Source organism: Staphylococcus sp. HMSC063F05 (genome assembly GCF_001837075.1).
GTDB lineage: Bacteria > Bacillota > Bacilli > Staphylococcales > Staphylococcaceae > Staphylococcus > Staphylococcus epidermidis.
Genome location: NZ_KV831333.1, coordinates 26,898 through 43,866 on the forward strand (window position 1 = coordinate 26,898; position 16,969 = coordinate 43,866).

The following is a 16,969-nucleotide window of genomic DNA, read 5'->3' on the forward strand; positions in this document are numbered from 1 at the left end:
CGATGGATGTATGTTGAAGTGATAACTTCATATAAACATTTGGTATTGGAACATAAAATCTAATAAATATATGAAATTGACTTATCAATTATTAAAAATATGTACGTTACCTGAGACAATTATTGTTGTCTCAGGTTTTTTTATCTATAAATGATATATGATAAAACTGTAATATGACATAAAGTTTCTATATTAAATTTTAATTCGCTATAATGGGTTTGAAGAGAAATCGGAGGTTGAGAAAGATGTATGTAGAGAGAAAGCCTGCACTTTATATCGAAGATTTACGAGACGAATTCAAAAATAGCTTAAAACATTTTAAAGATGATGATGAAGCATTTAATACATTAGTTGGATTTGTGGAACTGGACCACCTATATTCTTCAGCACTTAAAGAAATAAGTACAAAATTAAGTATTTTAGATGATAACTTTAACTATCAATATAAACACAATCCAATTCATCATATGGAACGACGAGTAAAAGAGATGCACAGTTTAGTTAAAAAGTTGAATCGTAAAGGATTTGAAGTAAGTGCACAAAGTGCTAAAGATAACATTATGGATATTGCTGGTATACGGGTCGTATGTAACTATTTAGACGATGTTTATGTCATTGAAAAAATGTTATTAAGACAAGAAGATGTTAAATTATTAAAACGTAAAGATTATATCACACATCCTAAAGAAAACGGCTATCGAAGTTTACATATCGTCGTATCTATTCCAGTGTTTTTAGCAGATTCGGTAGAAGTAACACCAGTAGAAATACAAATTCGTACAATCGGCATGGATATGTGGGCAAGTTTAGAACACAAAATTCGTTATAAAAATGATACAGACACTGAAAAATATAAAGGACTATTAGAACAATGTGCATCAGAAATTACAAATGTAGAAAGTAAAATGCAACAAATACATTCAGAAATTTCAAATCGAGAGAAGTAGTGTATTATAAGGTGTGAGTTGATTGAATATATATAGAAAGATAATAGAAAGTTACATTTTATACGATGATGATATTCTCGGAGCATTTTACAGTGGAAGTATTGCTCGAAATGATTCGGACAAGTTTTCAGATATAGATTTAAGAATTATAATTAAAGCTAATCAAAAAAAGTGTAAAATTTTAAAGGAATTTATTAATTTATTTGATAATATTTTATTTGTTGAAAATCAGACTAATGAATTCGCTATAATACACTTAGAAAATCTTTTGAAAATTGATGTCTTAATATTTTATAAGCAAGAATTAATCCCCAGTATTTGGTTTAACAATATTTTGATTGTTAAAGATAAAGATTTCTTTTTAAGTGAATTAAAGAAGAAATCTGATGTTACGACTAATATAACAAGTGAAAGGTTATGTAATATTTGTAATAAGTACTTAGCATACTTGATAGAGTCTTACAAAAGATATCAAAGAGATGAATTATTTTATCTGCAATACGCCATTAATATGATGGCTAATTCTCTTTGCCATTTATGGTATTTAGAAATGACTGAAGAACCCAATTCTTTGGGAGATTGGTCTAAATATGAAGGGAGAAGGAGTAAATTAAATGAATTGCAGTTAGAAACATTAAATAAAGTATACACTAAATCGTATTATGAAAAATTAGCAATATTAAATGATTCCTTTTTGGAAGTATTAAAATATATTGATATTAAACATCACTTTAATCATTACAATGAATATAAAAAACTAGTTAAAATTATTATGAGTAAAAGAATAGCTGAATAAATTAACATGGCGTCATGTTAATTTATTCAGCTTTAATGTGTAAATGTAAGATTATTTTTATATTGAATTGACAATATTGTCATATTAAAAACTATGAATTATTACCATGAATTTTATTCAGGATGTTAACTTTATTAATGATAAAATCTGCAATAACCATGAGTGAAAACATAATGAGCAAGCTCATTGTTACATCACTAGTGAAATGTGCACCAATACGAATTCTGCTCAATGCCATTAAAATGCTATAACATAATCCGATACTAAACACTATTTTTTGAGTGCGTAATTTCTTAAAGTAAAATGCGATAAACATTAGAAATGCACCATTTCCAGTATGTCCTGAAGGGAAGGAACTATGTCCAGTGTTTCCATTTATTGTGAGCCAGTGAGTGAAATGTCCGGCTTTGTCAGTGATTTCATATGGTCTAAAACGTCCCCATAAATGTTTCAAGCTATCAACGAGTTCTAATCCAATAAATAAAATCATAAAGCTAATAAGTGAAACTTTGAATAAATGATCAAGTTCTTGGTTATTTGTATGTTTTAACCAAAACTGATAACAAATAAAAGTGATAATTATAATGATAATCAAAGAAATAAAAAAACTCATTCCTAAAGATAAAGCATTTCCAGCGTTTCCTTCATTATTTGCCATACCCATTGGCTTATGATTTTTGATGTTTTCTGATGTAGATAACATATATTGAGCAGTTTCTGACACGAATTCATTGGTTTTTATCAACGTAAAGATAAAAGATAAAATCAAAGTTAACGTTTTTGCTAATTTATTTTGAAATGTAGTGAAAATATAATAATTTAAAATTACAGTTGAAATAATTAATATGAGCGTAGGTGGAAATAAACCGTAGTTTTGAAATAAAGTACCGAAAATTGAATCTTGATTCATGAAATAATTTGAAATCTGTTGATCGATCAGAGGTGAACTTAAAAGAATACATACTAAGATACCTATAGTGATAAATGCTAATTTCTTTGAAATAACCATGAAATGCCTCCCTAGATGATGAAAATGTAAATGATGTTGTGCAAAACGTATAAATTATTTATAAGCAACGGTCGTTTCCTAATATTAAGAATAGTAATAAAATGTTAATTAATTATGAGGGTAATATTAATTTTTTATTAAGACTATTGGTATGATTCAAATTGTTTAAATCTATTTAAATAGAAAAATCAGTTTTAAATATGTAGTAACATAAAGAGGATGTACATATGATTAGTATAATTATAAAAAATTAAATTATATGATATTATTATATTAATTAATGTATTAAGAATAAGAGGATGTATATGATTAAGCAAAATTTTACAACTAAAGTTTATCCACTTAAACAATTTGAGGGAGAATATAGTGAAGTTGCCTACGCAGGAGATAGCCAAGCTGATGATGTGATTGTATTTATTCATGGTGCACTTTTAACATATAAAATTATGACGATGTTCGAGCCTTACTTCAGAGATTACAAATTAATATTTATTAATTGTCCAAGTCGTGGTAAAAGTTCAGATTTAGATCGTGACACTCATACATTAGATGATTACGCTGCACGTATATATGATGTATTAACGCAAATTGTTAAGGAGCAACAAATAAAAGAACTGAGTATTGTCGGTTATTCAATGGGAGGAATGATTGCGACACGGTTACTTAAGTATAATACATTACCAGTCTCTCATCTTATTTATTTACATAGCGCAGCGAAAATTACTCCAGATGCAAGTATGTTAGCACGATTATTTACTAGTGAAAGTAAGAGAGCAGTGTTAAAAGATGAAATTAAGGCAGTGAAAAATCTTCCTCAATATATACTAGATAAAACGATTTATGCACAAAAGGAAAACGCACTTGATTTGGTACAATTTATTGCACCTATTAAAACTATAATTACGGATATGATTTACACGATTAATACAGATTATTTACCAGATATCGATGAGATTAAACAATTTCCGAAAATATTATTTATGTCTGGAAAAGAAGATCAAATTATTCCTTATACGGATTCTCAAGCTACGTTAGAAAAGTTTAAGGCGTTAGGTGGAGAAACTAAAGAAGTTATTTATCCAGGAATTGGTCATATCGATTTCCCAAGTGTTTTAGAAACCCAATCGGATGGACAAACTGGCGTGGTAGATGAAATTAAAACGTGGATTTCAAAAAAATAAGACGTCCGGACGTCTAAAAATGAATAAAATTGTTGAAAGTGACGTAACGTTATCGAGTATGCTTTGACTAGGAGGTGAGATGTCTATGTCGATTTATACTTCAGGAGATATAGCTCATAAATGCCATGTGTCAACACGCACTATTCAGTATTACGATAAACAAGGAATTTTATCGCCAAACTATACTACTGAAACTAACAGACGCTTTTACACTGATAAGGAAGTGGAGAAACTTGAACTGATTTTACTACTTAAGGAAATAGGTTGCACAATTAAAGAAATTAAAGTGTTGTTAAAAGATGATTCATCAATGAAATCTCTTTACACGTTTCTTCAAATCAAAAAGCATGAAATACAACAGTCAATAACAGATAAAGAAAACAAGGTATGTAAAATAGAGCAAATTCAACGCTATGTTCATCAAAATTCAATTTCTCCAATTCATTATTTACAAGATATAGCTATTTATATGGAAGAATCTCATAGACTCAAAGGTGTCAGAAAGAAATTATGGTTAAGTATAGCTCTGATTGGTTCATTACAATATGGTGGTTTGATCACCTCAATTGTAACTCAAAGGAAAAAGCCTTTCTTGTCGATGATGCCTGTGGTAGCTATGTATTCACTTTGGTTAACGAAAAAGTATAAAAAGAATGTTTCATATGTCTGTCCTAATTGCCACCATGTGTTTAATCCTAGTGTCATTCATTTTGTAACAGCATCACATACACCTAAAACTAGAAAGCTTCAATGTCCTGATTGTCACGAAATGCATTACTGTGTAGAAATTGCTAAGCAATGAATGTAATTTGGATATATTAATAAGAATTCATATATGCAACATGACGCAAAGCACAAAAATAGCCTGAGACGAATAGTCTTAGGCTATTTTAATATATAGTACATGGCTGAATAGGACATATGCGCATCGTAATCAATGATTAAGCGTACTCAGGATACTAGTCGATTTGTTCTTGACCACGTTTATTCCAAGTTAAAATGAAACATAACATAGCGAGTATGCTGATGACTGTTAATAACACAAAGCCAATATGCCATCCAAAATGTTGAACTACAAACCCCAATACAATATTAGCCATAACTGCACCGAATAAGTATCCAAATAGACCAGTTAGACCAGCCGCAGTGCCAGCTGCTTTTTTAGGAACATAATCTAACGCTTGTAAACCAATTAACATGACTGGACCATAAATTAAGAAACCAATACCAATTAATGAAAGATTATCTAACCATGCGTGACCTGGTGGATTTAACCAATATATAAGGATAAAGATTGTTACGCCTAACATAAAGAAGAAGCCTGCTGGACCACGACGACCTTTAAATAGTTTGTCAGATAGATAACCACAGAGTAGCGTGCCCGGAATTCCTGCCCATTCGTATAAGAAGTAAGCCCAACCTGAAGCGCTTAAATCAAAATGCTTTTCCTCACTTAAGTATGTCGGAGCCCAGTCCAAAACACCATAACGCACAAAATAAACGAAAATGTTTGTAAAAGCAATCGCCCATACCCATTTGTTATTAAGTACATATTTAAATAATATTTCTTTAGTAGTTAGTTCTGTTTCAATTGTTTGTTTAGTTGAAGTGGCATAATCATTTTTATACTGCTCAATTGGTGGTAAACCCTGAGATTGTGGTGTATCTCTAATTAGTATGTAAGACAAGATGGCAATAATGATAGCCAATAGTGCAGGGTATATAAAGACGCCTTCAAACCCTTTTAAATAACCGAAGTTGTATAATGCAGTCATGGAAATACCCCACGTAGCAATAGGTGCCATTAAACCTCCGCCTACATTATGTGCTACATTCCATATTGACGTTTTACTTCCGCGTTCGCTGACACTAAACCAATGAACTAACACACGTCCAGATGGTGGCCAGCCCATTCCTTGGAACCAACCAACTAAAAAAAGCATGATAAACATAATAGTTATGCTTGAAGTAAAGAATGGAATAAATCCTAATAATAAGTTAATAATTGCTGTCAATACTAAACCTAAAGTTAAGAACATCCGAGCATTACTTCGATCGCTGACAGTTCCCATTACAAATTTACTAAAGCCATATGCGATAGATACTGCAGATAATGCAATACCTAATTCACCTTTACTAAAGCCTTGCTCAATTAATGAGGGCATTGCTAAAGAGAAGTTCTTTCTTAATAAATAGTAACCAGCATAACCGATAAATATTCCTAAAAAGACTTGAAAGCGTAGTCTTTTATACGTATCATCTACTTTTTCTGATGGCAATGATTTGATATGTCTAGCTGGTTTTAAGAAATTAAACATGTTGTAACCTCCTAATCGTATGATGATGTATAAAACTGAAAAATAATTACGAGTAAATATTAAGTATCCAAGTAAGCGTTGTCAATATAATTATGTTTTTTATGAAATAAAAAATATATAATTGAATAATAAGAAACAAACAATAAGTAAGTATGATTTAAGTGTATTTTACATTATTTTATAAACTCTATTGATAGGATGGAAAGTGAACGAATAAAAGATGGATGTAAATGATTCTAAGAAATAGTTTGTTAAATTGTGTTTAAAATGTCAAAACACCTAAAAGAAAGCGCTTGCAAAACGAATTTTTGTATATTAACATACTTGTATACAAGTAGAAGTGCATTGAATTGAGGTGGATAGAACGTGACGTATGGTTATCCGAAAAAGTGGAAGGAAAACATGACTTCAGGACAAGTAATAGCTGCTGAGTTACGTTTAGGAATAGTGAGTGGTGAGATTGAATCCCATATACAACTAAGTGAAAATCAAGTTGCACAACAATTTAATGTTAGTCGTTCACCAGTCAGAGATGCATTTAAGTTACTTCAAACAGATCAACTGATTCAATTAGAACGTATGGGCGCTCAGGTACTTCCTTTTGGTGATCAAGAGAAAAAGGAAATGTATGATTTGCGTTTGATGCTCGAATCATTCGCCTTTTCAAAATTAAGTGGAACAGATACACAACATATTATTAAGGAAATGAAAAAGCAATTAGAAATGATGAAGGTTGCAGTCCAATTTGAGGATGCTGAAGCATTTACACAACATGATTTTGAGTTTCATGAGGTGATGATTCAAGCAACAAACCATCAGTATCTTAAAGTGTTTTGGAATCACCTTAAACCTGTTATGGAATCACTCATACTCATTTCAATGAGACAAAGAATGGCAAATGACCCCAAAGATTTCGAGAGAATTCATAAAAATCATCAAGTTTTTATAGATGCTGTTGAGAACGATGATGCCTCCATATTGAGAAAAGCATTCCATTTAAATTTTGATGATGTAGGAGAAAATATTGAAGCATTCTGGTTACGTTAATTTATAGAAAAGAGGGATGAAATATGAAATATATGATTGGTGTAGATATGGGGACAACGAGTACGAAGGCTGTGCTATATGATGAAAATGGCAAGTTTATAATGAAACATAATATTGGCTATGACTTACATACACCAAATGTAGATGTGTCTGAAGAAAATCCTGATGAAATATTTGATGCTGTGCTTATGACGGTTAAATATATTGTAAGAGAATCTGGCATCGCAAAAGAAGATATTAAGTTTATTTCCTTGAGTGCACAAATGCATAGTTTGATTGCTATGAACGAGGATAATCAACGTTTAACTGAAAATATCACTTGGGCTGACAATCGTGCGAATGATTATGCTGATTTAATAGAAAAATCATATGGCGGTTTTGAATTGTATCAACGAACTGGTACACCGATTCATCCTATGTCACCATTATCTAAAATCTTTTGGATGAGACATAAGGAACCGAAAATATTTAAACAAACAGCTATGTTTGCAGATTTAAAAACATACGTACTGTTTCAATTATATGAAAGATTCGTCATTGATTATTCTTTAGGATCAGCTACAGGTATGATGAACTTAGAACAATTAGATTGGGATAATAAAGCTTTAGAATTGTTAGGTATTGAAAGAAATCAGTTACCACAACTTGTTCCAACTACACATGTTTTAACTGGAATGAAAAAACGCTACGCAACGTTGATGGGGATTGATGAGCAAACGCCTGTGATTGTCGGAGCGAGCGATGGTGTATTATCTAACTTAGGTGTAAATAGTTATCAAAAAGGTGAAGTTGCTGTAACTATTGGCACATCGGGCGCAATTCGTACGGTAATTAATCAGCCAAAAACAGACGAGAAGGGGCGTATTTTCTGTTATATTCTCGATAAAGATCAATATGTGATTGGCGGTCCCGTCAATAATGGTGGTGTCGTCTTGAGATGGTTACGAGATGAAATTTTAGCGAGTGAAGTTGAAACGGCTAAAAGGTTGGGGGTCGATCCTTATGATGTGTTAACTCAGATTGCCAGCAGAGTAAAACCAGGTGCAGAAGGATTAATTTTTCATCCCTATTTAGCTGGAGAGCGCGCACCATTGTGGAACGCTGACGCTAGGGGTTCATTCTTCGGATTGACATTATCTCACAAGAAAGAGCATATGATTCGTGCAGCATTGGAAGGTGTATTGTATAACTTATATACAGTTTATCTTGCATTAATTGAAGTGATGAATGAAACACCGACAACAATTAAAGCAACGGGTGGTTTTGCTAAAAGTGAAATTTGGCGACAAATGATGGCAGATATTTTTGATACAGACTTAATCGTACCTGAAAGCTACGAAAGTTCATGTCTAGGTGCATGTGTACTTGGAATGAAAGCTCTGGGAGAAATAGATGATTTTTCAGTCATTAAAGATATGGTTGGTACAACACATGCCCATGAACCTAACCAAGAAACAGTTGCCATCTACCAACAACTTGTTACCATTTTCATTAACATTAGTCGTTCTATGACTGAGAACTACAGTGATATTGCGAATTTCCAACGAGAACATTTAAGTGATTAATTGATTATATATTATATGAATAATAAACGAGAGAAAGAAGGGGAATGCGATGTTTGGAGAGATTTGGCCACTCATCAGTGTTGTATTAGGAATTATTATCTTATTAACATTAATTATTGGATTGAAGCTTAATACGTTTATTTCATTAATCATTACCTCAATGATAACGGCGTTATTATTAGGTATGCCACTTAACAAAATTATGGAAACCATTGAAAATGGTATGGGTAGTACGTTAGGTCATATTGCTTTAATCTTTGGCTTAGGTGCGATATTAGGTAAATTATTAGCCGACGGTGGTGGCGCAACACGTATTGCTGATACACTTATTGCAAAGTTTGGTCAGAAACATGTTCAATGGGCTATGTTGATAGCAGCATTTATCGTTGGTATTGCGCTATTTTTTGAAGTAGGTCTTGTACTATTAATACCACTCGTATTTACAGTAGCTAAACGCGCAAATGTATCAATATTAAAATTGGGACTACCAATGGTCACAGCGTTATCTGTTACACACGGATTCTTACCACCACATCCTGGACCCGTTGTCATCGCTAAGGAGCTTAAAGCAAATATAGGTGAAGTTTTGTTATATGGTATGATTATTGCTATCCCTGTAACACTTATTGCAGGTCCAATCTTTAATCGATTTGCACAAAAGATGGTTCCAACAGCCTATACGAGAGAAGGGGATATTTCTTCTTTAGGTACTCAAAAGGAATTTAAAGAAGAAGAGATGCCTGGTTTCGGAATAAGTTTATTGACTGCTATTTTACCTGTTATTCTTATGTTGATTTCTACAATTGTGCAACTGATTACAGGACACGAAGAAGCAACAAATGTATTCGAACAAATTGTTTACTTCATAGGAACTGCTGGTACTGCAATGCTTATCGCAGTGATATTTGCAATCTTTACAATGGGAATGAAGCAACAACGGAAAATGGAAGACATTATGAAATCAGTTACGCATGCTATTTATCCAATCGGCATGATGTTACTCATCATCGGTGGTGGTGGTACATTTAAACAAGTGCTCATCGATGGTGGCGTAGGTGATACAATCGCTAAGATGTTTGAAGGAACAATCATGTCGCCCATTTTATTAGCATGGATTGTAGCTGCAGTCTTAAGGATTTCATTAGGATCAGCTACAGTTGCTGCCGTATCAACAACAGGCATTGTGTTACCACTTTTAGAACATTCAGATGTTAATGTAGCTTTGGTCGTTCTTGCAATAGGTGCAGGTAGCGTAATTCTCTCTCACGTCAATGATGCTGGATTCTGGATGTTTAAAGAATATTTCGGGCTGACAGTCAAAGAAACATTTTTAACATGGTCGTTATTAGAGACAATTATTTCAGTATCTGGTATTTTATTTATTTTATTTATCAGTTTATTTGTATAGAGAAAAAATTCCTGAAGCTCTCATTTTAAAAATATAGCGAGTGTTTTTCAGTAGATGTCTGTCACCGATATATTTAAAACAAAGTTAATTTCTATTCGAGTATTTTTAATTTCTAACTCAATTCTTGATTAAGTTAATGTTAATATTGAAAAAGATTGTGGTGAAAAAACACTACTATGAAAGCATTTTAAATAGTGATACACTTTATTAAGTAGTCAAAAACTTAGGTTGTTAAAGGAGTTTATACGTTGAAAAACATAAAAAAAGCAATCATACCAGCTGCTGGTTTAGGTACTCGTTTTTTACCAGCAACTAAGGCGATGCCAAAAGAAATGTTACCAATATTAGATAAACCAACAATTCAATATATTGTAGAAGAAGCTTTTAATGCAGGAATAGAAGATATTATTATAGTGACTGGCAAGCATAAACGTGCAATTGAGGATCACTTTGACAATCAAAAAGAACTAGAGATAGTACTTGAAAGTAAAGGAAAAGCAGATTTACTTGAAAAAGTACAATATTCAACAGATTTAGCTAATATTTTTTACGTGCGACAAAAAGAACAAAAAGGGCTAGGACATGCAATTCATACTGCAAAACAGTTTATAGGTAACGAACCATTTGCAGTGTTATTAGGAGATGACATTGTAGAGTCTGATACACCAGCTATTAAACAATTAATGGATGTTTATGAAGAAACAGGCCATTCAGTAATAGGTGTTCAAGAAGTGCCAGAATCTGATACACATCGCTATGGTGTGATTGATCCTTCTGCTAAAGAGGGAAGTCGATATGAAGTACGTCAATTTGTAGAAAAGCCGAAACAAGGTACTGCCCCGTCTAATTTAGCAATCATGGGTCGTTATGTATTAACACCAGAAATTTTTGATTATCTTGAAACACAACAAGAAGGTGCTGGAAATGAAATTCAATTAACTGATGCGATTGAACGAATGAATAGCAAACAACAAGTGTATGCATATGATTTTGAGGGTAATCGTTATGATGTTGGAGAAAAATTAGGATTTGTTAAAACAACGATTGAATATGCTTTAAAAGATCCAGAAATGAGTCAAGACTTAAAAGCATTCATTAAACAACTAGATATTTAAATTCAAAAAAAAATGCCTGGGACAACTATTTTGTCCTAGGCATTTTACGTATTTATAGTGGATGATTGGATTGAGTATTCACTGTCATCAAGTTTTGATTACTAGAAAGGATGGTCCCCAATATCGAGAGTACCACCTAGAAATTCTACTAACTATTTTAATTCTATTTCGATTTCAAGATTGCAAAGAGAATACATTTCCACCTTATTCTACTTAAGAGTTAAATATAGCATCATTCATTTTTTGTGCAACTACGTTAAAATGGTCACAAGAAAGTGATACATAAAGTTTAATTTTAGGCTCTGTACCAGAAGGACGCAAAGCAATAAATCCTTCATTAAAGTATATCTTTATTACATTCGATTTAGGTAAAGTTATATCGCTGACTTCATCATTTTGTAAGTCAGTCTTTTTACCTGTTTCAAAATCTTCGATTGCAATGACTTTAAGACCACACATTTCCGAAGGTGTTTCACTTCTGAATTGAGTCATAATATTTTCGATTTTTGCCTTGCCTTGAGTACCTTCAAATGTATGTGAGAAAAGCTTGTCATTAAAGTTACCGACATTTCGAGTAATGTCTTCTAATTCATCTTTAAGCATGCGTCCTTTGTTTTTTAATTCAGCTGCATACTTAATCATTAATGGCACAATTTGAATCGCATCTTTATCTCTCACGAAAGGACGGGCTAAGAAGCCATAACTTTCCTCGTAGCCAAAAATAAAGTTTTGTTCAGGAGACAGATGTCTTATTTCAGCTGCGATATATTTAAAACCTGTCAAAACTTCTTTGAAATTGACATTATGATATTGAGCAAGAGATTTAGCTAAGCCACCACTTACAATTGATTGGAACATAATTCTGTTAGGTAATCCTTCTGTTTGTTTGATACGATAATTTAACAAAAGTGCACCAATCTGATTTCCGTTGTAATAGTGGATGTTACCTTCAGCATCACGTTCAACTATTCCTAAACGGTCTGCATCGGGATCTGTGCCAATAAGTAAATCAGCATCAATATGATTAGCAAGTTCTATCGATTGATCAAACGCTTTATGATCCTCTGGATTTGCACTGACTACAGAGCTGAAATCTGAATCAGGTTCACATTGTGATGCAACTAACTCAAATTGATTAAAGTTAAGAGAAGATAAGATGTCAGGTACAACTGGCACACTCGTACCATGCAAGCTTGTAAAGACAACTTTTAAATCAGACTGTGGAATCGTTCCAACTAAGTCTTGTACGTTTTTGAAATAATCTTCTCTAACTTCGCTCGGGACTGAATGAATTAATGTTTGTTGTTCAGTAGTTAAACTAGGTAAATTAATATGAAGCGGATGACCTAACTTATCGATATATGTGCTTAGTCGTGCGGAATCGTCGGTTGATAATTGAGCACCATCTTCTCCATACACTTTGATTCCATTATAATCTTTAGGATTATGGCTAGCTGTAATCATAATACCCGCATCCGCCTGTAAGTATCTGACTGCAAATGATAAATCAGGTGTTGTTCTGTATGTATCAGCAAGATAAACTTTAATATCAAGACTTGCTAGAATATTAGCGATAATTTGAGCAAAATCAGGTGATAAGTGTCTTGTGTCATAATGTATGACGACGACAGGATGCGCGATACTTGATGTTAAATAATGGGCAAAGCCTAACGCTACTTTAGATACGGTGAACTTATTTAATCGGCCTTCGCCTAAACCGAATTTCCCTCTAATACCAGCCGTGCCAAAAGACAGTGTAGTATCAAGTCCTTCTTGTTGCTCTTCGGAAGTTTGATTATTATAAAAATCTTTGACTAAACTTTCATCTAATACATCTATCCAATTATCTATCATTTTTAGTATTACCTCTTTTTTAAAGTATATCATGTTTCCATTTTTATTTTGAGTCAAGTCTAAAAAATTAGAGTTTTTCAATTTATTTATACTGTGTAAATAACTTATTATCATTTAGTAATATCAAAGTTCTAGATAAAAATTGTATCTATATTTACAACTTTACAATTTAAACATAAGCCTGTATACAATAATTTAATACTTTAAAATTAAAAATACACTCAGTTAAAAAATAATCTGAGTGCACGAGTGTTTCCATTAATTTAAAACTTCAATGAATTTTTTATTAGCAGTTATAAAATAACCATCTTTTGTTTTTAAACGTGGTGTTAGATTTTTTGTATAAGCAATATCTATTATATTAATTTCATCACCCGGTTTTAAAGTACCTAAATGATCATTTTTAAATGAAACGTCATGGTACAATTTACATTTTTTTAATACTTTGATTTTTTTGGGAGTGTCACAAATATACCCTTCTTTATTTATATTAATAGAAGGAGAAACAAAATCTGTATTTGCCGTGATAAAATATTGATCGTCAGTAATCAATCTAGGAGTCCCCTTTGTTGAATGATCTATACCAATAATGTTGATTAGGCTTCCCTTTCTAATAGAACTTTGTGCTATTTTAAAGTCTGTATCAGAGTATTTTTTTATATTCTTTTTAATTAATACTTGTTTCGGATTTTTTGATATATACTTTGTTTTAGTAGAATTTGACTTTAAATTTTTATTTTTAGGATTTTTAAATTCTAATTTAAAATTTTGCCTTTTCAATTCAACTATAGAATTATGATTAGGATAAGTAGCGAAGACTAGTTCTGAGTTATAATCATTAAACTGAACTTCAATATTAAAATCTTTTTCACCGAAAGTTAAATCACTGGTTTTGATATAAATATAATCATCCAAAAGTTTATAGTCAATATGAGTTGACTGTGTAGCGTTATTAATTTCAACTAACTTAACGTCATTAATTTTTATTTTCGGTTTTTTAAATAACTTAATACATTCATATAAATGATTATCAATCATTTTTGTACCACTATAAACAGGTGTACAAATTGAGTACAAAGGAATTAGATTAATAAATTTTTCTTTCGGTTCATAATACACAACATTATTTTTTATGAATTTATTTTTATCTAAATCAAATAAAAGGTAGTGCACATATTCGTTTACCAATGTTCTATTAGAGTGAAATAATTGATATAAATTTTTATATTTATCTATAGTAAGCAACGATTTAACGTCATAGCCCGCTTCGAATATAATATTTTCCATTTTTGAAAATTGATTATAAAAATATTCTTTGTTATTAGATTTTAAAAATGTTTTTGTAACTAAGAAACGACTCATAAAATCCATTTCAATAATACGACTTAACACGTGCTTTTTTGCTAAATCCGTTATATTTAATTGAAGAACACATTCTAATACCTTTAAATTAATTTCAGATTTTTCGATTACAGTAGTTGATTTTACTAATGATACATTTTCAGAGTAACGATTCACATGATATGTAGCATGTGAAGACATTGATGCACTTTTACTTTTACTAATTAGTTCTGCAAAAAATAATTTGTCCTCTCCAAATTTCATTTTTTTGAATTATATATTATTATCAACTACTGTAGATTTTTTGAAAACTTTTCCTGGTGGTCCTACTGCTCTAAAAATTTTGGGTATTTCATATGGAATAAGACCATTTGCAATTTGATAAGAAGAAAAAGTTGCGATTTTTTTAATATTATTATCTGTGTGTTTATAACACTGACCAAATCCGATATCTGAATTATGTTGAATCATTTGTTTAACAAGTTTTGGTAATCCTATAGGATCAAGCCAATCATCTGCGTCTAGTAAAGTAATAAATTCACCTTTAGCATTTTTAATACCAACATTTCTAGGTGTTGAAGGATCTCCAGAATTTTGACTAAGTTGTATACATTTTATAAATTCATACTTTTGAGCGTAATTTTCGATTATTCTGAGTGAATTATCAGAAGATAAATCATCGACAAAAATAGCTTCTATTTGATTTTTGTCGATATCTAAATCAATTAATGATTGTACACATTTGTCAATAAAGAGTTCTTTATTATAAACAGGTATAATTATAGATATAAGTTTAGTAATTTTAATTCCTCCCAAAAAATTAACTGGTTTTTTTATTATATACGATCATAACTTATCTTAATACATCAAATAGGTGTTTTTTAATATCTTACCTAAATTATTATATTTAGAAGATAATATTATTATAACTTAAAGATTTTAGAAATTTCTAGATAAACCACTTTTAAATAATTGTATGAACACAAAAAATGTGCTTGTATTTCATAATAGCCACATCGATGGCGATAATATTAAATCTTCATACAAAATTGCACTGGAAAATTCTGATAAAGTAGCTCAATACCTCTTGCTCACACATATGCAAAAAGACGATATACAACATGCATATGGTATTAGCGATGAAAAAATATCGATTGTACCTCACTTTATTAAAAGCTATGGACAACAAGATACTCATGACAAAGAGGATAGATTCGTATTTATTGGTAGACTAGGCAAACAGAAACAAGTGGATCATTTAATCAAATCTTATAATCAATTCTTAAAATATGGACATCAAACGAAATTAGCTATTTATGGTGCAGATGAACAAAATCAAAAACAAGTCATACTAGATTTAGTTAAAGAATATCAAATTGAAGATAAAGTTGATTTAAATGATTTTACCAAGCATCCTCTTGAAGAGTTTAAAAAATCTAAAGCCTCACTATTAACCAGTGAATACGAAGGTTTTGGTTTAACCGTTATGGAAAGTATTGAAGTAGGTTGCCCAGTCATTGCTTACGACGTAAGATACGGTCCTGGTGAAATCATAGAGCACGGTAAAAATGGCTATCTTGTTGAGCCAGATAACATTGAAGCATTCGCAGCCTATATGGATAAAATAATTAAAAATCCACTCAAACATGTTAAAACAAAAGAAACATTAAAGTATGAACAAGCAAAGAATAACTATCAGAAGTTGTTTGAGAGAGTAAAGTAATTATATATGAATTGAAAATTTTAGGTATTCAGATGGTTTAGATGATCTGAATACCTTTTTTATACATAAATAAAATACGTTTAATAACAATGAATTATCTATATAAATGATATTTTAACTCATCTAATATATTAAGTATGTAAACCACGACTTGTTTAAAGAATAAATTTTATATACATAAACAGAGCATTTTTAGCAGTAGTTTGGATGTATAAACGCATATACATTTGTTAAAATTAAAATAAATTTATTAAGGTATGAAGGTGATGAAATTGAAAAAGGAAATTAATGTAGTAGGTGCTATTATATATTCTGATAACAAAATACTATGTGCGCAAAGAAGCGAAAATATGAGTTTACCTTTAAAATGGGAGTTTCCAGGTGGAAAAATAGAAAATGGGGAAACCGAAAAAGACGCATTAATAAGAGAAATTAAAGAAGAAATGAAATGTGATTTAATTGTTGGTGATAAGGTAACAACCACAACTTATGAGTATGATTTTGGAATAGTTAACTTAACAACCTATAAGTGTGAACTTAACAATAAAAAACCAACTTTAACTGAACATAAGGAAATAAAATGGGTAGGAAAAAATGAACTAGATAAATTAGAATGGGCTCCAGCAGACATACCTGCTGTAAGACGTATAATAGAGGAGAATTAG

14 protein-coding genes and 1 pseudogene are annotated in these 16,969 nt (G+C 31.2%); 10 read left to right on the forward strand and 5 right to left on the reverse strand.

The features are described from left to right. Nucleotides 1-245 precede the first annotated feature (245 nt). Nucleotides 246-947, forward strand: a complete 702-nt coding sequence (locus HMPREF2576_RS04655; RefSeq protein ID WP_002438184.1) for a GTP pyrophosphokinase — start codon at nt 246-248, stop codon at nt 945-947. A 22-nt stretch (nt 948-969) separates the two neighbouring features. Further along, a complete protein-coding gene (locus tag HMPREF2576_RS04660) occupies nt 970-1,743 on the forward strand; it encodes a nucleotidyltransferase domain-containing protein (protein WP_070856497.1) in 774 nt (257 codons plus the stop codon). Nucleotides 1,744-1,834: 91 nt separating this feature from the next. Here the strand turns inward: HMPREF2576_RS04660 and HMPREF2576_RS04665 are convergent, their stop codons facing one another. After that, entirely contained in the window at nt 1,835-2,752 is a 918-nt protein-coding gene (locus HMPREF2576_RS04665; RefSeq protein ID WP_002489873.1) for a phosphatase PAP2 family protein, read from the reverse strand. 305 nt (nt 2,753-3,057) lie between these two features. Here HMPREF2576_RS04665 and HMPREF2576_RS04670 point away from each other — a divergent pair, with 305 nt between their 5' ends. Then, nucleotides 3,058-3,933 carry an alpha/beta fold hydrolase gene (locus HMPREF2576_RS04670; protein ID WP_002456039.1) on the forward strand — a complete coding sequence of 292 codons (876 nt, stop codon included), beginning with the start codon at nt 3,058-3,060 and terminating at the stop codon, nt 3,931-3,933. Nucleotides 3,934-4,018: 85 nt separating this feature from the next. Then, on the forward strand, nt 4,019-4,735 hold the full coding sequence (locus tag HMPREF2576_RS04675; RefSeq protein WP_002468220.1) for a MerR family transcriptional regulator: 717 nt from the start codon (nt 4,019-4,021) through the stop codon (nt 4,733-4,735). Between the two features lie 157 nt (nt 4,736-4,892). Here the strand turns inward: HMPREF2576_RS04675 and glpT are convergent, their stop codons facing one another. After that, nucleotides 4,893-6,251 carry a glycerol-3-phosphate transporter gene (gene glpT / locus HMPREF2576_RS04680; RefSeq protein WP_001831473.1) on the reverse strand — a complete coding sequence of 453 codons (1,359 nt, stop codon included), beginning with the start codon at nt 6,249-6,251 and terminating at the stop codon, nt 4,893-4,895. 366 nt (nt 6,252-6,617) lie between these two features. Here glpT and HMPREF2576_RS04685 point away from each other — a divergent pair, with 366 nt between their 5' ends. The 4 genes from HMPREF2576_RS04685 to galU all read left to right on the forward strand — a co-directional run bounded on the left by HMPREF2576_RS04685 (nt 6,618) and on the right by galU (nt 11,386). Next, complete coding sequence (locus tag HMPREF2576_RS04685) at nt 6,618-7,298, forward strand: GntR family transcriptional regulator (RefSeq protein WP_002438193.1); 681 nt, start codon at nt 6,618-6,620, stop codon at nt 7,296-7,298. A gap of 23 nt (nt 7,299-7,321) precedes the next feature. Beyond that, nucleotides 7,322-8,863: a gluconokinase gene (gene gntK, locus HMPREF2576_RS04690; protein ID WP_002468206.1), complete on the forward strand. Its 1,542-nt coding sequence runs from the start codon at nt 7,322-7,324 to the stop codon at nt 8,861-8,863. Nucleotides 8,864-8,912: 49 nt separating this feature from the next. Further along, nucleotides 8,913-10,271: a gluconate:H+ symporter gene (locus HMPREF2576_RS04695; RefSeq protein ID WP_070856495.1), complete on the forward strand. Its 1,359-nt coding sequence runs from the start codon at nt 8,913-8,915 to the stop codon at nt 10,269-10,271. A gap of 248 nt (nt 10,272-10,519) precedes the next feature. Next, nucleotides 10,520-11,386, forward strand: a complete 867-nt coding sequence (gene galU, locus HMPREF2576_RS04700) for a UTP--glucose-1-phosphate uridylyltransferase GalU (RefSeq protein WP_002476339.1) — start codon at nt 10,520-10,522, stop codon at nt 11,384-11,386. Nucleotides 11,387-11,599: 213 nt separating this feature from the next. Here galU and HMPREF2576_RS04705 read toward each other — a convergent pair whose 3' ends face one another. The 3 genes from HMPREF2576_RS04705 to HMPREF2576_RS12455 form a co-directional block, all read right to left on the reverse strand. After that, a complete protein-coding gene (locus HMPREF2576_RS04705) occupies nt 11,600-13,240 on the reverse strand; it encodes a phospho-sugar mutase (protein ID WP_070856494.1) in 1,641 nt (546 codons plus the stop codon). A gap of 258 nt (nt 13,241-13,498) precedes the next feature. Next, nucleotides 13,499-14,611, reverse strand: a complete 1,113-nt coding sequence (locus tag HMPREF2576_RS12450) for a DUF5776 domain-containing protein (protein ID WP_256313857.1) — start codon at nt 14,609-14,611, stop codon at nt 13,499-13,501. Between the two features lie 243 nt (nt 14,612-14,854). Continuing rightward, nucleotides 14,855-15,397 carry a glycosyltransferase family 2 protein gene (locus HMPREF2576_RS12455; RefSeq protein WP_256313858.1) on the reverse strand — a complete coding sequence of 181 codons (543 nt, stop codon included), beginning with the start codon at nt 15,395-15,397 and terminating at the stop codon, nt 14,855-14,857. 127 nt (nt 15,398-15,524) lie between these two features. On the opposite strand from HMPREF2576_RS12455, the pseudogene HMPREF2576_RS04715 reads away from it, so the two are divergent. Both HMPREF2576_RS04715 and HMPREF2576_RS04720 read left to right on the forward strand, forming a co-directional pair. Further along, nucleotides 15,525-16,304 (forward strand): annotated as a pseudogene (locus HMPREF2576_RS04715) (glycosyltransferase); the annotation flags it as partial. Between the two features lie 272 nt (nt 16,305-16,576). Next, nucleotides 16,577-16,969 (forward strand): (deoxy)nucleoside triphosphate pyrophosphohydrolase, encoded by a 393-nt coding sequence (locus HMPREF2576_RS04720; RefSeq protein ID WP_001831500.1) that lies wholly within the window; start codon nt 16,577-16,579, stop codon nt 16,967-16,969.

Excerpts from the sequence above, each read along its gene's own strand:
- HMPREF2576_RS04655 (WP_002438184.1), top strand. The coding sequence starts at position 246 with ATGTATGTAGAGAGAAAGCCTGCACTTTATATCGAAGATTTACGAGAC.
- HMPREF2576_RS04665 (WP_002489873.1), bottom strand. The coding sequence starts at position 2,752 with ATGGTTATTTCAAAGAAATTAGCATTTATCACTATAGGTATCTTAGTA.
- HMPREF2576_RS04670 (WP_002456039.1), top strand. The coding sequence starts at position 3,058 with ATGATTAAGCAAAATTTTACAACTAAAGTTTATCCACTTAAACAATTT.
- HMPREF2576_RS04675 (WP_002468220.1), top strand. The coding sequence starts at position 4,019 with ATGTCGATTTATACTTCAGGAGATATAGCTCATAAATGCCATGTGTCA.
- glpT (WP_001831473.1), bottom strand. The coding sequence starts at position 6,251 with ATGTTTAATTTCTTAAAACCAGCTAGACATATCAAATCATTGCCATCA.
- gntK (WP_002468206.1), top strand. The coding sequence starts at position 7,322 with ATGAAATATATGATTGGTGTAGATATGGGGACAACGAGTACGAAGGCT.
- HMPREF2576_RS04695 (WP_070856495.1), top strand. The coding sequence starts at position 8,913 with ATGTTTGGAGAGATTTGGCCACTCATCAGTGTTGTATTAGGAATTATT.
- HMPREF2576_RS04705 (WP_070856494.1), bottom strand. The coding sequence starts at position 13,240 with ATGATAGATAATTGGATAGATGTATTAGATGAAAGTTTAGTCAAAGAT.
- HMPREF2576_RS12450 (WP_256313857.1), bottom strand. The coding sequence starts at position 14,611 with ATGGATTTTATGAGTCGTTTCTTAGTTACAAAAACATTTTTAAAATCT.